Genomic DNA, 20098 nt, shown 5'->3' with positions numbered 1-20098 from the left:
TCCACGCTTTTAAACTGCGGAGTGTCGTTCGTGAGTGAAATCCCTGTAGGAATCAGTGCCTGCCTGCTTGGCAGGGAAGTCCGCCATGACGGCGGCCACAAACACTCCCGCTTCTGCACCCAGGTGCTGGCGCGACACTTCCAGTTCCGCTCGATATGTCCGGAGCTCGAAGCCGGACTTGGCGTGCCCCGCCCGGCCATCCATCTGCGCCAGTTTGCGGACGGCTTGCGGCTGATCGAGTCCAAAGGTACCGCTGACCATACCCCGGCAATGCAGGACTTCATCCGCACGGTGCTGCCAACCCTCGCTGATCTCCGCGGTTATATCCTGATGGCGAAGTCCCCCAGTTGCGGCATGGAGCGCATCCGCATCCACAATGAAGAGGGCCAGGTCAGCAGCCGTGACGGTCGCGGCATGTTTGCGCAGTCCCTGATGGAGGCGTACCCGCTGATGCCGGTAGAAGAGGAAGGCCGTCTCAACGACGATGCCCTGCGGGAAAACTTCATTGAACGGGTCTTCGCCTATGACGACTGGATGCAGAATGTCGCCGGCGCCAGTCTCAGCGCCAGGGCGCTGATCGAGTTCCACACCCGTCACAAGTTCCAGCTGCTGGCCCACTCGGAAAAAATCTATCGCGAGCTCGGCCCGATGCTCGGAGACCTGAAATCCGAGCCGTTGGCCCAGATTGCCGATCGTTACATCCACCAATTCATGACGGCAATGGCAAAAATCGTCAGCCGTGGTTCCCACGTGAATGCCCTACAGCACCTGATGGGCTACCTGCGGGACGCCCTGGGTGACGAGGACCGCAAGGTGCTGGTGGAACAGATCGAAGCCTACCACCGGGGTGAAGTGCCGCTGGTGGTGCCCATGACCCTGCTGCGGATGGCCCAGCGCCGGGAGCCGGTGGATTACCTGCATACCCAGCAATACCTGACGCCCTATCCGGACGAACTCGGTCTGCGCAACCGGGTGTGAGCTGAAAAAAAACGGGCCCCGCAGGGCCCGTTTCCAACCATTACCTATGCCCTGCCTCAAAAGCCGTAAAGCAGAGTCAGTGACGTCTCGGTATCCACGCTGTCCGAACCAATCGGTGCGTCCGACACGTGCTTGACCCGGTACGCCGCCTTCATTGACAGGGTGCCGATGATGTTGCTTTGCAGGGCGGTTTCAGATTCAGTGATGGTGTTGTTCTCGTCGAGGCCAATCTCGGTACTCAGTTTCTGGCTGAACAGCGCTGACTCCGACAGGGCGAAATCGAACTGGCCGGCAAGACGTGCGATGGCCTCTTCCTCGACCTGGCGCCCGTCCTCGTTGGGCTCGTCCAGGCGGTTGTACCGGTAACCGGCACCCGCCGACAGGTCGAGAAATGACCGTTCTCCGGACTGCCAGAGCCGGTTACCGTAACCGGCGGTCAGGGTGGACTGGAAGTCGTAGCCGGAGAACCGGTCATCCTCATGGGAACCCCGCAGGAACCAGTAGTGCCGTTCACGGAACTTGTAATTGGTTTCCATGATCGCGCGGTACTTTTCCGCCGTAGTTTCATCCGCGCCTTCGGAATAGGTGGAGCGGAAATCACCGGTGTTACGCCAACGCTCGACCTCATGCTTGAGGCCCAGCCGACCGTTGATGTTGGTTTCCTCGGTGTTACCGGACGTGAGGAGCACGCCCAGCTCGGCTTCACCGCTCCAGTCTTCGGCCTCGGCAACCGCCATCGCTGGCAGCAGTGCCGTTGTGATCAATACCGCTCGTCCTAATCCCATGAGATCTCCTGTTGGTTATCAGCTGGCGCGGCGGGTCTTTTCTCCTTCAAGGCTCTGCCGGGCCTGACGCTCCCGCAGGGCTTTCTTGCGTGCCTTGCGCTCGGCGATAATCCGCGCGGCCTCACCACCCACGTGGGCCTCGCCCCGCTGCTCCGCCAGCCGCATTTGCCGCTCACGCTCGGCGAAACGCGCGCGCTGCTCTTCGGTAAGCGACTCGAAACACTGGTGACAGCTCACACCCTGTTCGTATTCCGGGCGCTGCTTGTCTTCCTCGGTAATCGGCCGCCGGCAGGCATGGCACTGGTCGTAACCGCCCCGCTCCAGCCGGTGATTGACTGTGACCCGGTCGTCGAACACAAAACATTCGCCCTGCCACAGGCTCTGCTCTTCCGGCACCTCTTCCAGATATTTGAGGATGCCACCCTGGAGGTGATACACCTCGTCAAAGCCCTGCTCCTTGAGGAAGGCTGTGGACTTCTCGCACCGGATACCACCGGTACAGAACATCGCTACCTTCCTGTGCTTCGCCGGATCGAGATGCTGCTTCACATAATCGGGAAATTCCCGGAAGGTATCGGTGGCCGGATTCACCGCATTCTTGAAGGTGCCGATCTCCACCTCGTACTGGTTACGGGTATCCACCAGGACTACCTCGGGGTCGGAAATCAGATCATTCCAGTCTTTCGGGGCCACATACGTGCCCACGATGCGCCGGGGATCAATACCCTCCACGCCCATGGTCACGATCTCTTTCTTCAGCTTGACCTTGGTACGCTTGAACGGCTGGATATCGACGAAGGATTCCTTGTAGTCGACACCGTCAAAACGCTCGTCGTCCGCAATCCAGGCCTTGACGGCGTCAATCCCTTCGCGGCTGCCGGCAATGGTGCCGTTGATACCCTCGCGGGCCAACAACAGGGTGCCATGAACGTCTTTCGCCAGCATCAGGTCCAGCAACGGCTGGCGAAGTGCCTCGTAATCATTCAGCACTGCGAACTTGTAGAGTGCGCAGACCACTACATTGTCAGTCATAGAGTTCTCCTGCGGACCGGACCGTAAATCCGGAGCATGATTCAAAAACGGAAACGCCCCCGCTGGTCGTGGCCAGGGATCCCTTTCGAAGATCCCGTCACACCCGGGGGCGCAAATGATAACCAACCTGACCTGAGGTTCAAGTTAAGGTGGGGTAACTGCCTACGACAGCGGCAGAGGACTCAGTCTCTGGCTGCTGCCAGCTCCCGCTCAATCACCGCCGACAACTGGCCCCAGCCGGGGCGGGTCAGGCGAACATTGTCCACCAATACGGTGGGGGTACTGGCAACCCGCAGCTGCATCGCCACCTGCAGGCTCTGCTCCACCGCCTCCCGGTGAAGCTCGGTGCTCATGCAACGGTTAAAGCGGCGCTCATCCAGGCCCAGGTCGCTGGCGTAGCGGCTGAAGGTGGCCACCGGATCACCGGAGCCGCTCCACTCACTCTGCATGCCGTACAGCTTGTCATGCATCGGCCAATAGGCGTCCTGGTCGCCGGCGCAGCGGGCAGCCTGTGCCGCCGGCATGGCGTTCTGGTGCTGCTGCAGGGGCAGGTCAAAGTACACGAAGCGGACCTTTCCGGTGTCAACGTATTGCTGCTTCAGTTGCTGACTCGCTTCGGCAAAGCGGCCACAGGCGGGGCACTGGTAATCGGCAAACTCGCGAACCACCACCGCGGCATCCTCCGGCCCCACCGCAATGCCGAAGCGATCCAGCTGGGCCGGGAACGGCTCGGCATTGGCGGCGGCCACCGGCAACTCATTCGAGGTGGGCTCCGGGGCGGCAGTAAAGAAGAACACCGCAATAATGATCACCACAGCCGCCGCGATCAGGCCGCCAAGGAGTACCGGATTGCGTTTGTTCCTGCTGTGCTGTACGGGCGCTCCGGTTTCTTTACGGCGCTTGGCTTCACCCATGGTTGCTCCTTGTTGGTTATTGTCAGTCGTACAGGTCAGTCGTCGTCCTGCGCTTCCAGTTCGATTTCATCGGCATAGTACACACCGTCGGCCCGATAGTACTCGACTTCGAGCACCGGACGCACCCCATTGGCCAGTCCGCTCTCAAGCTCGGCGGCGGAAACATCGTCAAACTCGGTAGTGCCGTTAATCAGCAACTGCACCCCGAGCACGGTGATGCCCTGGCCATCGATATCGCCGAGCCGGCCCTCCAGCTCAAATCGGGATGCCGCGTCATCATCGTCATCCCGCCCGATTTTCAGCGCCTCGAGCCAGACCTCACCCCCGCTCTCCCGTTCGATGCCCTCAACCTCGATCTGCTGCCCGGATTGCAGGTCCGCCAGCGCCAGGCGGGTTGTCTCATCGTCATCCGCGATCAGCGTCAGGCCAGTCACCCGGACCAGCACGCCGCCCACCTCCAGGGTCATGGCGGTGAGGTCCGGCCCCGTGGTGATAGCACCTTCCACCCGGGCATTGGCCTCACGCAACCCGACTTCATCCGCCTGCACTGAACCGTCGTCCAGCACATCGCCTTCCACCTGCACCAGCAGGCCCGGCTGCAGATCACTCAAGGTCAGGTCATCGAGCCTGGTTTCGCTATCGATCCTTACGGTAATACCGTTAGTGGTAAAGGTGCCCGATGCCGCCTCGTAGGCGGCGGCCACCGGACCAGCGAATTCGATTCCGGCACCGGCCGCAGAACGATAACGGCGGTCATCGTCTTCCTCGATCTCCCGGGCCACCAAGACCGGGCCGCTGTCGCGGAGCTCGATGCGGCCCTCCACTTCCACAATCCGTCCGGCCACCAGCCCGGCTTCGGTGAAGTCATCATCAAAGGCATCGTCGCTGTACTCGATGCGCAGACCGTTAATCTGGAAGTGGTTCTGGTCGGGGTTGAAACCGACGGTATCTATCCGGCCTTCCAGCTCCACATCGTCTTCGGAGCCGCCGGTCAGCAGCCCTATGTAGCTGGCGCGGAAGCCACCGGTGGCCAGGCGCCAGCCACTGACCCGGACCAGGTCGCCATCCGCCAGATCCGCAACCAGCTTGCCCTGGATCACGGTCTGGCGGTCGATCTGCACGGTCTGGCCATAGATCGCAATCTCCGCACTCAGGGTAACCGGATCCCAGGGGCGGGTTACGGTGATGGCACCGCGAAGACTGTCATCATAGGCCATACTCTCAGCGGTACCCTGCCCGTCGGCCGCCCACTCGCCGTTGACCCGCAGGATCATCCCCTTGGCCAGCTCCGCCTCGGAGCCGATGCCATCGTCACTGTCGACCACCCGGTTAAGGATATCGGCAGTATCAAAGCGAACCCCGTTGACAAACACGCTGCCGAATCCGGAAACCGGTCCCACGCTGGCGCCGGTGCCGCGGATGCCGCCATCGGCAATGGTGGCGCCACCCCCGGCACCGCCGCAGGCCGCGAGGACGCCAAGAGTGGCTGCGGTAAACGAGTGTTTCACCAGCGATAAGGGAGATTGACGCTTCATTTGGTTGTCTCCATGACCGCCCTTGGCGGGCAGCCGCAACAGGTTTCCTTGGCATACCGGCATACACACTGACCGGAAGCGGGTATGCTCAGCGACCACGCTCCGGATCGTCCGGCTGCAATGGCTCCTCAAAATAGAAAATGCTGAGCCCGGTCCTTACCGACTGGCCCGTATCCCCTTCCCGGCGCTGCCCGGAAATGTCCCGGTCATGAGGCCCCAGCCAGCAATCGAGCTGCTCAAGCAGGGCCTGGGACTGGCTGGCCGCGTGGGCCCGCCAGCGACTGATGACTTCCGGCGGGATGTTGTTGTAAGTCAGCGTGCGCTGAAACAGGGGCGTCCGGCCGGACTCGCTGGCCACCAGGTTGTGATCCACGGTCGTCACAAGGTCTGATACGTCTTCGCCAAAGTATTGGAGCAGTTCGGCACTGTCCCCCGCGGGAACATAGGCACGGCTTCTCAGTTCGATACGGCCGGAATCCGGATCCACTGCCACCACCCCCACCCTCAGCAGCTCGTCCAGCACCGCCCGCGGGGTCATGTCGCCGCTGTAGCGACGGACCAGTTCGGTAAAACTCAGGGCACCATCAAATGGTAAAACCGCCGGGACGCCATCGCCGGTCTGGAAAGCCTCATCGTGGACCCAGCCAGCGACAACGCGGGACGCCCGCCCCGCTCGCGGTTCCTGCTGATTGCCGGAAGGCTCAGCGGCGAGCAGTTCCCGCTGACGCTTCACTTCCTTGCGGGTCAGGCCAGTCATCACCGCCGCCCGCGAATCCGTGGGCTTGCGGCGGTCATCACTGAAATCCTCCAGCGCCGCTTCAACATAGGCACGCTTGACCAGTTCGGCAAACTCGCTGAACGGAATGCCATTACGAAGCAGGAGACGCGCCAGCGGACGCAGGATGCGATACAGCGCACGATACAGCGGATGGGTGTCGGTTTTTTTCATGTTTGGGATTGTATTCCCATGCAAGCATCAAAACCAGAAGGCCAGGCCCGGGGATTCCGGCGGGCCTGGCCGTGACCTTGCGGTCAGTCGTCATCGCTTTCCAGTTCGATGTCGTCGATCACATACTCCCCGCCGGTCGTCATACGGTATTCAATCTCCACCTGACTACCCACCGTAATGCCGGACAGGCTAAGGCCCCCGGGCAGTAGCTCCCGCCCCATCACCGTAATGGTGGTAGCGGTAACCGCCTCGACACGGCCTTCCATCTCGAAGTTGTCATCGTCGTCATCGTCCCGCTCGATCTTGAGCGCTTCCAGATAGCTGCCATCATCAGCGCGCTGGATACCATCGATTTCGAGGTAATCACCGTTACGCAGGTCATTGAAGCCCAGGCGGTCGCCCTCGTCAGCGTCGTCATCCTCGATCAGGGTATTGGCGGTGACCAGAACCCGCACACCACCCACCACAAGCGTCCGGGTGTCGGCGTTGAGTTCACTGACGGTAGCTTCCAGCCCGGCATTACTGTCCCGGCTTTCGATGTCTTCGGCCACCAGAACACCGCCACGGAATTCGCCCTCGACCTTGATCAGCAAGCCATCGACCAGGTCACTCTCACGGACGCCGTCATCAAATTCGGTACCGCTGGTGACCTGCACGGTAACGCCGTTCAACACGAACTGACGGGCATTGACGTCGTAATCGCCGACGATGGCTCCGGACATTTCAACATCGTCGTCGTCATCAAACAGGTCGTCTTCATCGTCAATTTCTTCGGCCACCAGTACGCCACCCTGCAGGTAACCCTCGACTTCAACGACCACACCATTGGCGAGCTCCTCCGGTGACAGGTCATCATCGAATTGCGCACTCTGGTAGTCCACCGGCAGGCCGTTAAGGGTAAACGTCTGCGCCAGGCTGTCGAGATTACTCACCACACCCTCAACCTCGACATCGTTCTGGTCGTCAAAGCTGTCGTTCAGGCTTTTCACCCCGACAAAGCTGGCCCGAAAGCTACCATCATCGAGCCGCCAGCCACTGACCCGCACCCGGTAGGTCGCGGAACCGGCCGCCGCCAGCTCAACCGGAGTTGCCCCCTTGAACACGGTCTGGCCGTCCAGCAGCACCCGCTGGCCAGCAACAAGGAGCTCACCGACCCGCTCCAGATCATCCCAGCTCGCTGACTCCAGCGGACCGCGCAGGGTGTCGTCGTAATCAATGGTCCGGGCGGCGCCCTGGCCGCGGTCATCCCAGCTCCCGCGGACCTTCACGACCATCCCCTTTTCCAGCTGGTCTTCCCGTTCCAGGCCATCGTCGCTGCTGACGCTGCCATTCGTGCTGAAACGGGTACCGTTGACGTAGACGCTACCAAACCCCGATACCGGCCCTACGCTGGTTCCCGCCGAGGATGCCGACACGGTGGTATCCGTGCCCGAGCCGCCGCCACCGCATGCTGCCAGGGCTCCGATGAGCGTTCCGGTTGCGGCGAGTTTTACCGCTACTGCCAAAGGATTCTGTTTCATTGCAGTTCTCCAGGCTTTTTCGTTTTTGGGATTATTTTCCCATGTTCGTAAATGGGATTTTATTCCCAAATAATCAATTGTCCATAATTTCTCCATGAACATTTTGTGAACTTTACCGGGCACAGAACGTAAAGCCTTCAATGACCACAGGTTCTGGAGCCTGACGATGTTCGGATTTTTAAGAAGTGACCCGCAGAAAAAACTCAGGAAAGCCTACGAGGACAAACTGACCAAAGCGCTCCACGCCCAGCGCAACGGGGATTTGCGCAGCCATGGTCGGCTGATGGAAGAAGCGGAGAAGATATACGCAGAACTGCAAAACCTGGCAAAGCAGGACGCTGACTGACCAAGCTGAGTGTCGAAAAGTGACCCGGGGAGTAACGCCTCCCCGGCCTGGCAACCAACTCGTAACCCGCTCCCCGGCTACCACTCCCCCAGCAGTTGCCGGAGCTGCCGGTTCAGCCGGTCCACCTCCCGGCGCATACTCTCAACCTCATCGAGCAGCTCGAGGGACATGGCCAGCCCGGGCAGATTCATCCGGAAATCCCGCTGCAGCCGCTGGGCCTTGCGCAAGCGGGCCAGTGCGCCGAGGTCGAAGCTCCATTGCGGGATGTCAGCGGTTTCCTCCAGCGGCGCGATAATGCCGTAACTGACCAGTTTGATGACAAACTCGGCGTGGCAGTGGCCCCGCTCGCAAATCTCGCGGAGACTGAAAGTTGCCTGGGGCTCAATCACGTCTATAGTGATGATCTGATCCTTGGGGGTCATCGCTCATCCCTCACTTACACATGCAAACGGCTGCGTGGATTGAAGTTCTTCTCGGCCTCCGCCAGTTGCCGGTACAGGGCTTCCGCCTGGCCGGCGTGCTGCTCGGGCATCACCACCTGCAGCACGACGATGAGGTCACCGGGATGCTTGCCCGGGAAGCCCTTACCCTTGAGGCGCAGGCGGCGGCCGGTATTCGACCCGGGGGGAATTTTCAGATTCACTTTCGAGTCCACCGTAGGCACCGTTATCGTGGCCCCCAAAGCCGCCTCCCACGGAGCCACCGGCAGAGTGAGTACAACATCGTGGCCTTCCACCGTGAAATGGGGATGTGGTGCCAGCTCCACTTCAATAAACAGATCACCGTTCTCACCGCCACCGACACCCGGAGCCCCCTGCCCCTTCAGGCGGATGTGCTGGCCATCCCGCATACCGGCGGGTATTTTCACCTTGAGTGTCTTGTTACGGGCCACCAGCCGGCCCTGTTCATCGGCTTCGTGAACCTTGAACTGAACCTGTTTCTCACAGCCGTTGAACGCTTCTTCCAGAAACAGCGGCAGCCGGGCGTGGATATCCTCTCCGCGCATGGAATGGCCCTGGCGGAAACCACCAAAACCGCCGGTGTCAAAACCGCGGGCACTGCGCCGGCCACCGCCAAAAATCTCCTCGAAGAAGTCACTGAACTGGCGGGCATCGGCTTCGGTATAGCCGCCACGGCCAAAACCGGACGCACTCTGCCAGCCTGGCGGCGGTTCAAAGGAGCCATCGGCACGGGCTCCGTATTTGCGGAGCTGGTCATACTCGGCCCGCTTCTCCGGGTCTTTCAGTACTTCATAGGCTTCGCCCAGATCCTTGAACTTTTCGTCGGCGTCGGCCTCCTTGCTGACATCGGGATGGTACTTGCGCGCCAGCTTGCGATAGGCCTTTTTGATTTCCTCGGCAGAGGCTGACTCCCCCACACCGAGGACGGCGTAATAGTCTTTGAAGTCCATTTGGGGCTCCATTTCTCATTGCACTTCGCTGTTGCAAATTGCTCGTCGGCGATCAGAGCAGCTATCTATCCTTAATACTCGGTGCACCTGCGAAAAAAGCAAGCGGCCTGGCAGATTTACAGATCGGCCCTTCCGTTTGTGGCGGCAGACACCATAATCAAGGATAAGGGGCAACCAGAAAGGCGCCCCCTGATAATCCAACAGGCATTGGACAACCTCCGCTTGTGAGAAGGAGGATGGCTATGGACGCTATCTCCGTAAAAGCCCTCGAAATGGTCGCCCGGGAGTATGATGCACGGCTCGGCCCGACGCTCCTCGCGCCCTGGATCAGCCACACCATCGACGCCGCCCATGTCAAACCGGGCGATCAGGTACTGGACGTCGCCTGCGGCCCCGGCGAACTGACCCTGCAGACAGCGCGGCGCACAGGGGCAGCCGGGCACGTTACCGGGCTGGATCTGAATCCTGGCATGCTTGCCCTTGCGCGCACCAAATCCAGCCACATTACCTGGCTGGAAGGTGACGCCGAAACGCTGCCGTTCGCGGACAATCAGTTTGATGCCGTGATCTGCCAGTTTGGGCTGATGCTGTTTCCCGACCCGGCAAAGGCCCTGCGGGAAATGTACCGGGTTGTGGCCCACCACCGGCACCTGGTCGTTGCGGTGTTTGGCGACCTCGCCGAACAACCGGTCTACCGGGCGCTCGCCGAGATCTATGATGACGTGGTCAGTGATACCATGGGCAACCTGCTCCGGGTTCCCTTCTCGATGGGCAGCGCGGATCGGCTTAACCGCGTCTTCAGCAGTGCTGGCATCCACGATACTGAACACGTGCGACTGGAGGAGGCGGCGATTTTCGCCAGCCTGAAGGAGCTGGCGCTGGCCGATATTGAAGGCTGGTTTCCCTTTGCGGGCGTCACCCTGACACCGGCACAGGTCGAGGCGGTAATCGCCGAGGTACAGTCCGGTCTTGCCCCGTTCCAGCGCGCAGACGGAACCATACACTTCCCGGTTTCAGTGCACCTGGTGACCGCCACCAAACGCACTGCAAGCGAAGCACACCGACCGCTGGCTATCTGACCAGCGCGTCGACCACAGTGCCCGCCCGTGAACCGGACAGGGATGCCCGCAGGTGGCACCCCTGCCGCATTGCGGCACTGTGTCCGGATCAGGCGCGGCCGAGGAACTTGCGTTCTTCGACATTCACCCTGATGCGGTCGCCGGTCGCAATATGCTCAGGCACCTGAACCACCAGGCCGGTCGACAGTTTCGCCGGTTTGGTTCTGGCGGTCGCCGATCCACCCTTGATGGACGGGTCGGTTTCGGCAACGTCGAGTTCGACAGTGGGCGGCAGGTCCAGTGCTACCGGCGCGTCCTTGACCAGGATAACCATCAGGCCCTGGGTATCCTCGCTGATAAACAGCAGCTCGTCGGCGATCGACTCCCGGTTCAGGCTGTACTGGGTGTAGTCCTCGGTGTCCATGAAGACGTACTCGTCGCCGTCAGCATAGGAGAAGGTTGCTGCCCGACGGGTCAGATCGGCGAGATTCAGCATGTCTGAATCCTTGAAGGTTTCGTCGATCTTGTTACCGGTCACCACATCGTACATCCGCATGCGATAGAGGCTGCCACCGGCGCGGCCCTGCGGGACCGAACGCTCGATGTCCTTCACAAACCAAACCCGGCCATCGTATTCAACCGCGGAATTCTTTTTTATTTCACTTGCTTTAGGCATTTTTAAAAGCTCCAGAATTCAAACCCGCCGGCATTATAAAACCGGCACAGGCCGAATGCTCTGACTTTCGTAAGTCGCACGCCTTGCTGACAACTTGCCCCTGACGCAAACCCCGGCAATGTCCCGCAACCCGGTCCAGTCCGTTTTACGAATTGAAACATTTTGCACAGTTTGCGCCGCCCAACCGCTGCTATGCTGTTTCTCGCAATAAGCAGCAAAATTAATAACATAAAACCACTCCCCCAAGGGGACGCACAATAATCGAAAAGGAGTTCGCATGATGTCTCATGCCACCCGTTACCTGCGCCAAACCCTCACCTTACTTGTCCTGCTTGTGGTTTCCACATTCAGCTTTGGCGCGGCTTCCGACGCATCCATCGACAAGCTGATGGACTTGTCCGGCCTGACCAAACAGGTGGCGCAGTTACCCGAAGTGATCCGGGCCGGCCTGCAGCAGGCTCACCAGGGTGGAGCCCCAATTGCCGAGGAAGATTTCCAGGCCATGATGAGCAGCTCCCGCGAAGCGTTCGAGCCAAGCCGAATCATGTCTGGCATTCGCGCATCCCTGCAGGCTTCCCTCAGCGAGGAACAGGTCGCGGAACTGCTGACCTGGTACCAGTCAGATCTCGGACGCGAAATCACCCGTGCCGAGGAAAGCGGCTCGACGCCGGAGGCCTATCAGCAAATGATAGCCGAGGCCCCCGCATTACTTGCCGACCAGGAGAAAATGGCCTTCAGCCAGACCGTGAATGAACTTTTCGGCGGCACCGATATGGCCATGGACCTTCAGAAGCACAGCAGCCTCGCCGTCTATTCCGCGTTGATGACAGCGTCGCAACCGGGAACTGCGGTCAATATTGGCGAGATTGAGAAGCAGGTAGAGGCCGGTTTGCAACAGAACCGCGCCAGTATCGAGCAAATGGTGCTGATTTCCCTTGCCTACTCCTATCGCAACCTCGAACAGGAAAAACTGGCGCAGTACGAAGCCTTCCTGAAACAACCGGCAGCAACCGAGTTCAACCAGGCGGCCATGAGCAGCATTGATCGGGAACTCAAGAACTCGATCACCGAATGGGCCGGGCAACTGGCAACTCATTTCGCCGGCACGTCAAAGCAGATCTGACAACCATCCCGGGGGCTGGTGCCAGCCAGCCCCCATGAATAATCCTCGGGTCGTCACATCATCCCGGAAACGATGACGACACCGCCAAGGACAATGGCGGCAGCCCCCAGCAGACGTGCCAGCCACTCGCCGCCAGGCATCAGTTTTTCCAGCAGCACAATCACGGCAATGGCCGCAATCACGGTGAGGTCCATAATGCCGCCGACGAAGAGCAAGGCCATCAGGGCGCCACAGCAGCCTACACAATACATGCCGTGGGTGAGTCCCATCTGAAAGGCGCCAGCGGACCCGGGACGCCAGTGTTGCGAGATGAAGAACAACGCACCGCGACAATGGCGAAGGCAGGCCTGCTTCAGTGATGACCATTGATAGAGACCCGCGGCAATCAGGGTGATACCGCTGAACAGGACGCTCTGGCTGCGCATCATGGGGCTCAGCAACGCCCATTCCTCCAGCAACCATTGCAGCAGCGTCGCCATCACACTGAACAGCGACCAGACTACAAGGTAGCCCGCAGCAAACAACGCGGTGCCGAGCCCGGGCCGGGCCAGCCGGTTTTTGTTGGCCACCAGGCGATACAGCAGCACCATCGGCGCAGCGCTTGGGATCATCATAGCCACCATCATGATGCTCCACATCGCGAGCATCATGGTGAAATAGCTGGCCGTCCAGGGTTTGAGCATCATGCCGGGCGCCATCGCCGACATCCCGGCGGCCATCTCGACAATGTACCACCAGCTGATAACGGTAACCGCCAGCAGCCCGGCCAGGGTCACCAGGGCATCCCGGGACGCCAGCTGCGAGAGGTAACCGTTAGCGGCCCTCATCAATGTGCTCCCGCCCGACCTAGCGATAAACCCCGGTCGGACCGATATCCAGGTGCGACAGGTGGCAGTGGCTGGCATTGAGTTCCATGGGAATTCCTGCACTGGCACGGGTATGCCCGCTGGCCACCTCTGCCACTGCATATTCGAAACCATGCGGCAGATCGATGCGTGCGCGGTGCTCTTCACCGGACACCGGATTCACGATGGGTTCACCCGTCGCCTCGACGAGGTCGGCTACCCGGACCTTCGCATGACGCCCTTCAACATCGCAGGACACGTCAATCGGACAGAATACCGGATCGTGCATTTTGGTCATGGTACTGGCAAACACGTTGAAGAATGTTGCCCCTGGCTCGGAATTCTCTCCGGACAGGATCGCCATGATGGCTTCCCGCTGTTCCGGGCTTGCCCGCTCGTCCACAAACGCCTGGGCCTCGCCATTGCCTTCATGGATCGCGCCTGGCCACTTCAGGGTCATGGCGAAAGACAACCCATCCAGCCGGGTATCCGCCAGAAACCCTTCCTCAATCCTGACTGCCGCAAACGCATGGCAATCGCCGTGGGTCGGCCGGGCCATAAACTGGCACGGACACCCCAGGTCACAGTTACAATTTACAAACTCCAACCCCTTGATACGCCAATCAACCTTGTTCATCTCCGCTACTCCTTTCAGTAACGCAGCCTCGTCTTCTCAGGTTAGACCAGCGCGGCGGGTGCGACTACGCACTTCAGCACCGGTATTAGACCGATATTGACGCACAGGGAGACGGATATAGCGGGGCGCTGTAAAGAGCCTGGAGGGGGGCTTCACGGCAGAATTGGGAATGCCCGGTTGAGGACTTATACTCACGCCTTTCACAAATCATCAACCAAGGGATCGTGATGAGGCGCTTTAATGTTGCCAGCGTTCCGGGCCGACTGCTGCTGGCGGTGCTCGCCGTAGCCTGCCTCACTGGCGCCTGGCACCTCATGGCAACCGGACTGAACCAGCTGGCTCAGGCCCGCCAGATGGAACGCATGCCGCAAACCCCCGTTGCAGCCCTGGTGAAGGGGCCCTATGCCATCAGCGGCCAGGTAAAAACGGGGCGGGAAAACCTGACCACCCCGTATTCCGCAAGCTCGGCGGTGTACGTTCGCTACCGGCTGCAGGAAGAATACCGGGACGCCGACGGCGAGCGGCGCACCCGCACCCTCGAAGCTGGCGAACAAGGCATTCCCTTCCTGCTCGGGGATGACACTGGCACAGTCGCCATCGCCCCAGGCCAGCAGCTCCGGGCCATCAACTGGAACCTTAGCCGCACCTATCACCGGCAAACCGGGGCCAGAATCTACTCGGAATGGGCGCTTCAACCGGGCGATACCGTGAGGGTGATCGGGCAATACCATCCGGACCGCCAACAGATGGAGTTCTCCGGGCTGGACGCCTTCACCCTGCCCGCACTGGTGTCCGCACGCCACCTGGCAGCAAACAGCGGCGACCGGTTATTTGCCGCGGCCATCCGCATTTCGGGTGCCGCCGGGCTGCTGGCCCTGGGGCTGGCGCTGCTGCTGACAGCGGCCAAGGTCCATCGTTTCTGGGTCTATGTGCTGACCCTGTCAGTGGTAATAACCGGCACGCTCTGGACCCTGGGGATCGCCCGGTTGAATCAGGAGTGGACGGCCATCGCCGCCCTCTACGAGACCCGTTACCAACAGCTGGGTACGCCGGGGATCAATCCGCGGGTAGAGGCAGACGTCGCTGCCCTGCATCAGCTGATTCAACGCAGCACCGATGGTTGGCTGGACCACTGGATGTTCCGCCGGGTGGTGGAGGACCGACTGCCGGCTCCCGAACTGGATGCCCACACCGCCACCCTGGCGCAGCAAATGGTCGATAGCCAGCCCGGAGGTCACTACGCGCATACCTGGAAGAGCCTGGCGCTGTCTGGCGGAAGCGCTTTGCTGGCGCTGGCCCTGCTCTTTTTTGCCATCCGCACCCTCAAGTTCAAGCGTCTGATCGAGGCCATTCCCACCAGCAGCAGCCGGGGGCTGAGTTTCGGGCTGGCCGAGCTCAAAGGCCTGGTTGACGTGGACGACCGCCACCCACCGGTTCGCGACCCGCTGCGGAACCAGAAATGCGTGGCCTACGACTACAAGGTGGAAGAGCGGCGCGGCTCTGACAGTGATGACAAATGGCGAACAGTTGAACACCGCTCAGAGCGGGTGCCGTTCTGGCTTGAGGATAACCACGGCCGGATCCGTGTGCACCCGGAAGGAGCGACCATTGAGTACCCAAAACATCATTCGGAAATTCGCGGCGACCGACGCTTCACCGTGCGATTGCTGGAACCCCTGGTCAACGTCTATTGCCTCGGATTCGCCGGACTGGACCGGGAACAGCCCGACCGCCTGACGCTGCAACAGGACCACGGCTCGCCATTTCTGATCAGTGCCCGCGACGAGGACGAACTCGTGCGTTCCCGGGGCGCCGGCAGTTTCGTGGGCACTGCTGTCGCCCTTGGCCTGTTCCTGTTTGCCGCAACGGCAGTGTTTGCTGCAGACGGTAATTTCAGCCCCGATAACCTGCTGCTTGCCGCACTCGCCATTCCACTGGTGCTCAGCATCTACAGTGGCATCCTGCATTACAACGACATCGTATTCCTGAAACACCGGGTAGACCGGGCGGCCGCCAATATCGACACCATCCTGCAGCAACGCCACGATCTCTGGCCCAACCTGGAAGAAGTGGTAAAGGCGACCCTCGGCCACGAAAAACCACTCCTGAAAGCTATCGCGCGGCTACGGAGCATTGACCCCGCCCGAATCAGTGCCACCGGCAAGCTGGACAAACTGATCGGGTTTGAGCGGCGGGTAACCCGAACCCTCCAGGCCAGGGTCGAGAACTACCCGGAGCTCAACAGCAACGAGATCATCCGTCAGTTCATCACCATCATGGCAGACACCGAAAACTACCTTGCCCTGCTTCGCAACAGCTACACCGAAAGCGCACAGGTCTACAACACCCGTATCCAGTCGTTCCCGGACCTGATTCTGGCGCGACTGTTCCGGTTCCGTGCCGTGCCCGCCGCCTCCCGCACGGCTGAATAACCGGGAAACTGCTGATTTCTTGAACAAAACACCCGCAAAATTGCGAAAGTTGCACACAGAATCTGTGGATAACTTTGTGTGCAGTACAAGGACAGGTGACCTACAACCGCTAACCACGGGGCTTGGCGGGATATGGCTGGAAAATGACCGGACCGGCCTTGTGGAAAAGCTGAGAACGGCCAGGCCACGCCTTGATGACGCTTCAATAATCGGGCTGGCAGCCGCGGGCGGCCTGATCCACTATTAGGAAAACTGACCAGGGAGTTTACCGCTATGCCCGCCATCGGATGGATCATCCTGCTCGCCGCACTGGGCATGATCGTCGGCAGCCTGTTCCTGCTGCGCGATACAGCCCGCCATATGCCCCTGTCCGAGGAAAAGCTGGAGAAGATCCGCAAGCGGAAAGCAGAGCTGGAGGCCAGGGAGAAAGACGAGGACTAGCAGCACAACTTGCCCACAGAATCTGTGGATAACTTTGTTAGCAGAGCAAGGACAGCCCGCCTGAACCCAATAACCACGGGCCCTGGCGAGATGTGCGCGCAAAATGACCGAAGCGTGACGCTGGTGCCCGCCACGAGGGTCCTGGTATTGCCCTGTCCCGGACAGAAAAAAGGGCCCCGCAGGGCCCTGAACGTTTAATTGTCCTTCAGGCCGGGATCTTTGAAAAAGGAGGCCTGAATGACGCCGGGTTGCCCAAGTGGAATGGCGCAAGCGGTCTTTCTGTCTGCGCTTTGACCACCTCATAGACGTGATAAGCCTCCGGTCCGAACGGGTCGAGTGCAGTACCCAGGTGCTGGTAACTGACCGGCACCGGATCCCCCGAGGACACCACAACAAACTGACGCTCCACCACCGGGGTTGCAACGCTCAGGGGCTGCTCTACCCACAGGTAAACGGCTTTCTGCGGGACAATGTATTCACAGCGAACTACCCTGAACCCTTTTCGCAGCCGGAGGACATTGGGCTCCTTGCCACTTTCGAGACGAAATTTGTGGATCGTTTTCATGACACCTTTCTCCTGCCTGGGACACGATGCCATCATCAACCAGCCAAAGATCGCAATAAATATAGCTTTATCTTATTTTCTATTCGGTTTTATCGATGCTTTCATCCAGCTCGGGCCGCTCCCGCAGTAACTCGGCAACGGCTGCGTTATAGCCTCCCCGGGCCCGGGTGACCGCATACAGGGTGTCCCTGACCTCATCGATGCGGGCAATATGAACCACCTCGTACTGCCGGCAAACTTCATCCCGGATAACCGTGGGCGCGGCAAAGTACCCCACACCTTCCCGACCGAAGACCTTGATGAGGGCGCTGTCGTCCACTTCTGCCACCACGTTCACCCGGATATTCTGACTGGCGAACCAGTTCATCAGGGCACTGGTATAGGGTGCATCCAGCGATGTGGCCAGAAACGGCTGGTGATCCAGGCTTTGCGGGAAGTTCGCGGAAAGCCGGTCCGCCAGCTCCGGAGCCGCAAACAGCGACATGGAGGAGTTGGCCAGCCGGTAACTGCGAACCTGTCCAACATCCCCGGACCCTGGCTGCCGATCAGTCAGCACCACATCCAGCTCCCGCTGCCCCAACCGCTTCAACAGCACCTCGGTATCTCCGGTGTGGCAACTCAACCGCACTTCCCGCGGCAGCGCCAATGCAGGCTCGGTCAACCGATAGGCGATCAGCTTATGGATCGACGCGGCAATGCCGACCGACAGTCCTAGCGGACGGTTCTCCGGGGGCTGGCGAAGCACATCCGCCAGTGCCTGGGCGGTCTGAAACATATCATCGGCATAACGAAACACCGTCTGCCCGAAATCGGTTAACTGCAACGACCGGTTGGCACGCCGGAACAGTGCATTGCCCAGGGCAGACTCGAAGGTGGCGAGCTGCCCGCTGAGGGTCTGGGGAGTCAGCTCCAGGCTCTCCGCCGCACGGGCAATTGAGCCCTCGCGGGCGATCACCCAGAAGTAATGGAGATGGCGCAAATTCAGTTTATCCATACCCGACATCACTCCGTTTACACCTGTCGCTACGCCCCGCGCGTCGTCGGCCTGTCCGACCAACACACCACCACTGTTTTTTATCACAAGATGAGCCCTTACCGCCCGACAAAACTGGCGACACCGGCCAGAGCTGTTACCCTTAATGCCGTTGTAGAAATAGCTGTAGCACGGAAATGATCGTTGTAACCAGGGAATAAAAAACAAACGATTCAAGCTAACAGGGAGCACCTCTCATGTTGAAGGGAAAGCTGAAAAGCGTTTCACAACTCACCTTTTTGATCGCTACCACTGCAAGTTTTACTGCGCAGTCGGCGGTCAGCACCGATACCTACATCCTGCGGGAAGCCGTTACCCTGGAGGGCGTACGCAGCCACCAGGCCGCGTTCCAGGCCGCCGCTGATGCGAACGGCGGCACGCGGGAAGCATCGTCACCGGGGTACCAGGCCTCCGTTGCCTATGTCGCCGGGAAAATGCAGGCCGCAGGCTACGAGGTCACCATTCAGCACTTCGACTACCCGTTTTTTGAAGAAAACATTGCCGCCATTCTCGAGCAGATCACACCGACCCCTACCGTCTATGAATACTTCGGCACCGACGGTTTTGCGACGATGACCTACTCCGGCAGCGGAGATGTGACGGCGACCGCCGAGGGCGTTGACCTGCTGCTGCCGCCGCCAGCGGATGCCAACTCCTCCACCAGCGGATGCGAAGCTGCCGATTTCGCCGGGTTCACTGCGGGCAATATTGCGGTGGTCCAGCGGGGATCCTGCTCATTCGCCATCAAGGCACAAAATGCTCTGGATGCCGGCGCAAGCGGCGTCGTCATTTTCAATGAGGGCCAGCCGGGGCGCACCGAGAATTTCCTGGGCACCCTGGGTGGCCCCGGCTTTAACGTACCGGTTGTTGGCGCCTCCTATGCAGTCGGTGCGGAACTGGCGGCCGGCGGTGTTGTCGCCCGAGTTCTGGTGGATGCCAGCTCAGAAATCCGGACGTCCGCTAATGTCATCGCCGATTCCACCGCTGGCCGCGATGACCGGATTGTCGTGGTGGGTGCGCACCTTGATTCGGTGTCGGAAGGCCCCGGCATCCAGGATAACGGCAGTGGCTCGGCAGCGATCCTGGAAACGGCCTTGCAGATGGCGACTCAGCAAATCAGCCCGCGCAACAAGGTGCGCTTCGCCTGGTGGGGTGCCGAAGAGGCGGGGTTACTCGGGGCAGAACACTATGTCGCCAACCTGAGTGCACGGGATATCAAGAACATCGCACTGAACCTGAACTTTGACATGATCGGTTCGCCGAATTTCGTGCGTTTTGTCTACGATGGCGATGGCTCCGACACGCCACTTGCCGGCCCCAACGGTTCCCAGACCATTGAACAGGTCTTCCTGGACTATTTCGAAGAGATGTCCTTACCGGTCGAGCCAACCGCCTTCGACGGCCGTTCCGATTACGGACCGTTTATTGCTGTCGGCATTCCGGCGGGCGGACTGTTCACCGGTGCCGAAGGAATCAAAACCCCGGACGAGGCGGCCCTCTATGGGGGCACGGCGGGCGAGCAGTACGACCCGTGCTACCACCTCGCCTGCGACACCTATGACAACATCAGCCTGGACGCCCTCGACCAGATGTCAGACGCCCTCGCCCATGCGGTGATGACCTTTGCCATGACCACCTCTGCGGTGAATGGAACCGACAGCGGTCAGGGTCTGGGCAAGTTCAAGGACGGCATGGAATACCAGGGGGCAAAACTGGTTAAATGATGCCCGCCTAACGAGCAGGCATACTGCCTTCAATCGGCAGAGTGACCCAAGAGGATCTCGCTACACCACTCTTGGGTCACTCTGCCTTTGTCCT

At 60.2% G+C, this 20098-nt stretch carries 20 protein-coding genes; 7 read left to right on the top strand and 13 right to left on the bottom strand.

The features are described 5' to 3' along the window. Positions 1 to 30 precede the first annotated feature (30 nt). Complete coding sequence (locus tag CLH61_RS07555) at positions 31 to 978, top strand: YbgA family protein (RefSeq protein ID WP_099614088.1); 948 nt, start codon at positions 31 to 33, stop codon at positions 976 to 978. Between the two features lie 56 nt (positions 979 to 1034). On the opposite strand, the gene CLH61_RS07550 is transcribed toward CLH61_RS07555, so the two are convergent. The 6 genes from CLH61_RS07550 to CLH61_RS07525 form a co-directional block, all read right to left on the bottom strand. Continuing rightward, the gene (locus CLH61_RS07550) at positions 1035 to 1763 is read right to left on the bottom strand and encodes a DUF481 domain-containing protein (protein ID WP_099614087.1); all 729 of its coding nucleotides are present in this window, start codon (positions 1761 to 1763) and stop codon (positions 1035 to 1037) included. 18 nt (positions 1764 to 1781) lie between these two features. Continuing rightward, positions 1782 to 2795 (bottom strand): oxygen-dependent tRNA uridine(34) hydroxylase TrhO, encoded by a 1014-nt coding sequence (trhO, locus tag CLH61_RS07545; RefSeq protein ID WP_099614086.1) that lies wholly within the window; start codon positions 2793 to 2795, stop codon positions 1782 to 1784. Between the two features lie 182 nt (positions 2796 to 2977). Then, entirely contained in the window at positions 2978 to 3709 is a 732-nt protein-coding gene (locus tag CLH61_RS07540) for a DsbA family protein (RefSeq protein WP_099614085.1), read from the bottom strand. Between the two features lie 35 nt (positions 3710 to 3744). Continuing rightward, positions 3745 to 5244 (bottom strand): DUF5666 domain-containing protein, encoded by a 1500-nt coding sequence (locus tag CLH61_RS07535; protein WP_099614220.1) that lies wholly within the window; start codon positions 5242 to 5244, stop codon positions 3745 to 3747. Between the two features lie 88 nt (positions 5245 to 5332). Further along, positions 5333 to 6193: a DUF6502 family protein gene (locus CLH61_RS07530; RefSeq protein ID WP_099614084.1), complete on the bottom strand. Its 861-nt coding sequence runs from the start codon at positions 6191 to 6193 to the stop codon at positions 5333 to 5335. An 83-nt stretch (positions 6194 to 6276) separates the two neighbouring features. Further along, positions 6277 to 7713 (bottom strand): DUF5666 domain-containing protein, encoded by a 1437-nt coding sequence (locus CLH61_RS07525; RefSeq protein ID WP_099614083.1) that lies wholly within the window; start codon positions 7711 to 7713, stop codon positions 6277 to 6279. Positions 7714 to 7879: 166 nt separating this feature from the next. On the opposite strand from CLH61_RS07525, the gene CLH61_RS07520 reads away from it, so the two are divergent. Beyond that, a complete protein-coding gene (locus tag CLH61_RS07520; RefSeq protein ID WP_099614082.1) occupies positions 7880 to 8059 on the top strand; it encodes a DUF6435 family protein in 180 nt (59 codons plus the stop codon). A 77-nt stretch (positions 8060 to 8136) separates the two neighbouring features. Here the strand turns inward: CLH61_RS07520 and CLH61_RS07515 are convergent, their stop codons facing one another. Next, entirely contained in the window at positions 8137 to 8481 is a 345-nt protein-coding gene (locus CLH61_RS07515) for a chaperone modulator CbpM (protein WP_099614081.1), read from the bottom strand. A gap of 14 nt (positions 8482 to 8495) precedes the next feature. Continuing rightward, positions 8496 to 9470 carry a DnaJ C-terminal domain-containing protein gene (locus CLH61_RS07510; RefSeq protein ID WP_099614080.1) on the bottom strand — a complete coding sequence of 325 codons (975 nt, stop codon included), beginning with the start codon at positions 9468 to 9470 and terminating at the stop codon, positions 8496 to 8498. Between the two features lie 242 nt (positions 9471 to 9712). Here CLH61_RS07510 and CLH61_RS07505 point away from each other — a divergent pair, with 242 nt between their 5' ends. Next, positions 9713 to 10549, top strand: coding sequence for a methyltransferase domain-containing protein (locus tag CLH61_RS07505; protein ID WP_170003649.1), 837 nt, complete (start codon positions 9713 to 9715; stop codon positions 10547 to 10549). Between the two features lie 88 nt (positions 10550 to 10637). Here the strand turns inward: CLH61_RS07505 and efpL are convergent, their stop codons facing one another. Continuing rightward, entirely contained in the window at positions 10638 to 11204 is a 567-nt protein-coding gene (gene efpL / locus CLH61_RS07500) for an elongation factor P-like protein EfpL (RefSeq protein WP_099614078.1), read from the bottom strand. 277 nt (positions 11205 to 11481) lie between these two features. On the opposite strand from efpL, the gene CLH61_RS07495 reads away from it, so the two are divergent. Continuing rightward, positions 11482 to 12327 carry a DUF2059 domain-containing protein gene (locus CLH61_RS07495; protein ID WP_099614077.1) on the top strand — a complete coding sequence of 282 codons (846 nt, stop codon included), beginning with the start codon at positions 11482 to 11484 and terminating at the stop codon, positions 12325 to 12327. Positions 12328 to 12380: 53 nt separating this feature from the next. Here CLH61_RS07495 and CLH61_RS07490 read toward each other — a convergent pair whose 3' ends face one another. Both CLH61_RS07490 and CLH61_RS07485 read right to left on the bottom strand, forming a co-directional pair. Further along, a complete protein-coding gene (locus tag CLH61_RS07490; RefSeq protein ID WP_099614076.1) occupies positions 12381 to 13154 on the bottom strand; it encodes a DUF2182 domain-containing protein in 774 nt (257 codons plus the stop codon). A 19-nt stretch (positions 13155 to 13173) separates the two neighbouring features. Next, positions 13174 to 13809: a DUF1326 domain-containing protein gene (locus tag CLH61_RS07485; RefSeq protein WP_099614075.1), complete on the bottom strand. Its 636-nt coding sequence runs from the start codon at positions 13807 to 13809 to the stop codon at positions 13174 to 13176. A gap of 227 nt (positions 13810 to 14036) precedes the next feature. Here CLH61_RS07485 and CLH61_RS07480 point away from each other — a divergent pair, with 227 nt between their 5' ends. Continuing rightward, positions 14037 to 16241 (top strand): LemA family protein, encoded by a 2205-nt coding sequence (locus CLH61_RS07480; RefSeq protein WP_099614074.1) that lies wholly within the window; start codon positions 14037 to 14039, stop codon positions 16239 to 16241. 273 nt (positions 16242 to 16514) lie between these two features. Next, positions 16515 to 16682, top strand: a complete 168-nt coding sequence (locus CLH61_RS07475) for a DUF2897 family protein (RefSeq protein ID WP_099614073.1) — start codon at positions 16515 to 16517, stop codon at positions 16680 to 16682. A 205-nt stretch (positions 16683 to 16887) separates the two neighbouring features. Here CLH61_RS07475 and CLH61_RS07470 read toward each other — a convergent pair whose 3' ends face one another. Further along, positions 16888 to 17247, bottom strand: a complete 360-nt coding sequence (locus CLH61_RS07470) for a DUF7352 domain-containing protein (RefSeq protein ID WP_228152562.1) — start codon at positions 17245 to 17247, stop codon at positions 16888 to 16890. A gap of 79 nt (positions 17248 to 17326) precedes the next feature. After that, positions 17327 to 18241, bottom strand: coding sequence for a LysR substrate-binding domain-containing protein (locus CLH61_RS07465; protein WP_099614072.1), 915 nt, complete (start codon positions 18239 to 18241; stop codon positions 17327 to 17329). Positions 18242 to 18477: 236 nt separating this feature from the next. Here CLH61_RS07465 and CLH61_RS07460 point away from each other — a divergent pair, with 236 nt between their 5' ends. Beyond that, positions 18478 to 20004, top strand: a complete 1527-nt coding sequence (locus CLH61_RS07460; protein WP_099614071.1) for a M20/M25/M40 family metallo-hydrolase — start codon at positions 18478 to 18480, stop codon at positions 20002 to 20004. The last annotated feature ends 94 nt before the right edge of the window (positions 20005 to 20098 follow it).

Origin of the sequence: Marinobacter profundi, from assembly GCF_002744715.1 — a bacterium.
In the GTDB taxonomy this organism is placed as follows: Bacteria; Pseudomonadota; Gammaproteobacteria; order Pseudomonadales; family Oleiphilaceae; genus Marinobacter; species Marinobacter profundi.
The sequence above is the reverse complement of the archived record's forward strand: the minus strand, read 5'-3'. Positions and strand labels throughout refer to the sequence as shown.

What these genes read in the sequence shown, in the direction of transcription:
- CLH61_RS07490 (WP_099614076.1), bottom strand. Translation starts at nt 13,154, where the DNA reads ATGAGGGCCGCTAACGGTTACCTCTCGCAGCTGGCGTCCCGGGATGCC.
- CLH61_RS07480 (WP_099614074.1), top strand. Translation starts at nt 14,037, where the DNA reads ATGAGGCGCTTTAATGTTGCCAGCGTTCCGGGCCGACTGCTGCTGGCG.
- CLH61_RS07485 (WP_099614075.1), bottom strand. Translation starts at nt 13,809, where the DNA reads ATGAACAAGGTTGATTGGCGTATCAAGGGGTTGGAGTTTGTAAATTGT.
- CLH61_RS07530 (WP_099614084.1), bottom strand. Translation starts at nt 6,193, where the DNA reads ATGAAAAAAACCGACACCCATCCGCTGTATCGTGCGCTGTATCGCATC.
- trhO (WP_099614086.1), bottom strand. Translation starts at nt 2,795, where the DNA reads ATGACTGACAATGTAGTGGTCTGCGCACTCTACAAGTTCGCAGTGCTG.
- CLH61_RS07520 (WP_099614082.1), top strand. Translation starts at nt 7,880, where the DNA reads ATGTTCGGATTTTTAAGAAGTGACCCGCAGAAAAAACTCAGGAAAGCC.
- CLH61_RS07475 (WP_099614073.1), top strand. Translation starts at nt 16,515, where the DNA reads ATGCCCGCCATCGGATGGATCATCCTGCTCGCCGCACTGGGCATGATC.
- CLH61_RS07510 (WP_099614080.1), bottom strand. Translation starts at nt 9,470, where the DNA reads ATGGACTTCAAAGACTATTACGCCGTCCTCGGTGTGGGGGAGTCAGCC.
- CLH61_RS07535 (WP_099614220.1), bottom strand. Translation starts at nt 5,244, where the DNA reads ATGAAGCGTCAATCTCCCTTATCGCTGGTGAAACACTCGTTTACCGCA.
- CLH61_RS07515 (WP_099614081.1), bottom strand. Translation starts at nt 8,481, where the DNA reads ATGACCCCCAAGGATCAGATCATCACTATAGACGTGATTGAGCCCCAG.
- CLH61_RS07495 (WP_099614077.1), top strand. Translation starts at nt 11,482, where the DNA reads ATGATGTCTCATGCCACCCGTTACCTGCGCCAAACCCTCACCTTACTT.
- CLH61_RS07460 (WP_099614071.1), top strand. Translation starts at nt 18,478, where the DNA reads ATGTTGAAGGGAAAGCTGAAAAGCGTTTCACAACTCACCTTTTTGATC.
- efpL (WP_099614078.1), bottom strand. Translation starts at nt 11,204, where the DNA reads ATGCCTAAAGCAAGTGAAATAAAAAAGAATTCCGCGGTTGAATACGAT.
- CLH61_RS07525 (WP_099614083.1), bottom strand. Translation starts at nt 7,713, where the DNA reads ATGAAACAGAATCCTTTGGCAGTAGCGGTAAAACTCGCCGCAACCGGA.
- CLH61_RS07470 (WP_228152562.1), bottom strand. Translation starts at nt 17,247, where the DNA reads ATGAAAACGATCCACAAATTTCGTCTCGAAAGTGGCAAGGAGCCCAAT.
- CLH61_RS07540 (WP_099614085.1), bottom strand. Translation starts at nt 3,709, where the DNA reads ATGGGTGAAGCCAAGCGCCGTAAAGAAACCGGAGCGCCCGTACAGCAC.
- CLH61_RS07505 (WP_170003649.1), top strand. Translation starts at nt 9,713, where the DNA reads ATGGACGCTATCTCCGTAAAAGCCCTCGAAATGGTCGCCCGGGAGTAT.
- CLH61_RS07465 (WP_099614072.1), bottom strand. Translation starts at nt 18,241, where the DNA reads ATGGATAAACTGAATTTGCGCCATCTCCATTACTTCTGGGTGATCGCC.
- CLH61_RS07550 (WP_099614087.1), bottom strand. Translation starts at nt 1,763, where the DNA reads ATGGGATTAGGACGAGCGGTATTGATCACAACGGCACTGCTGCCAGCG.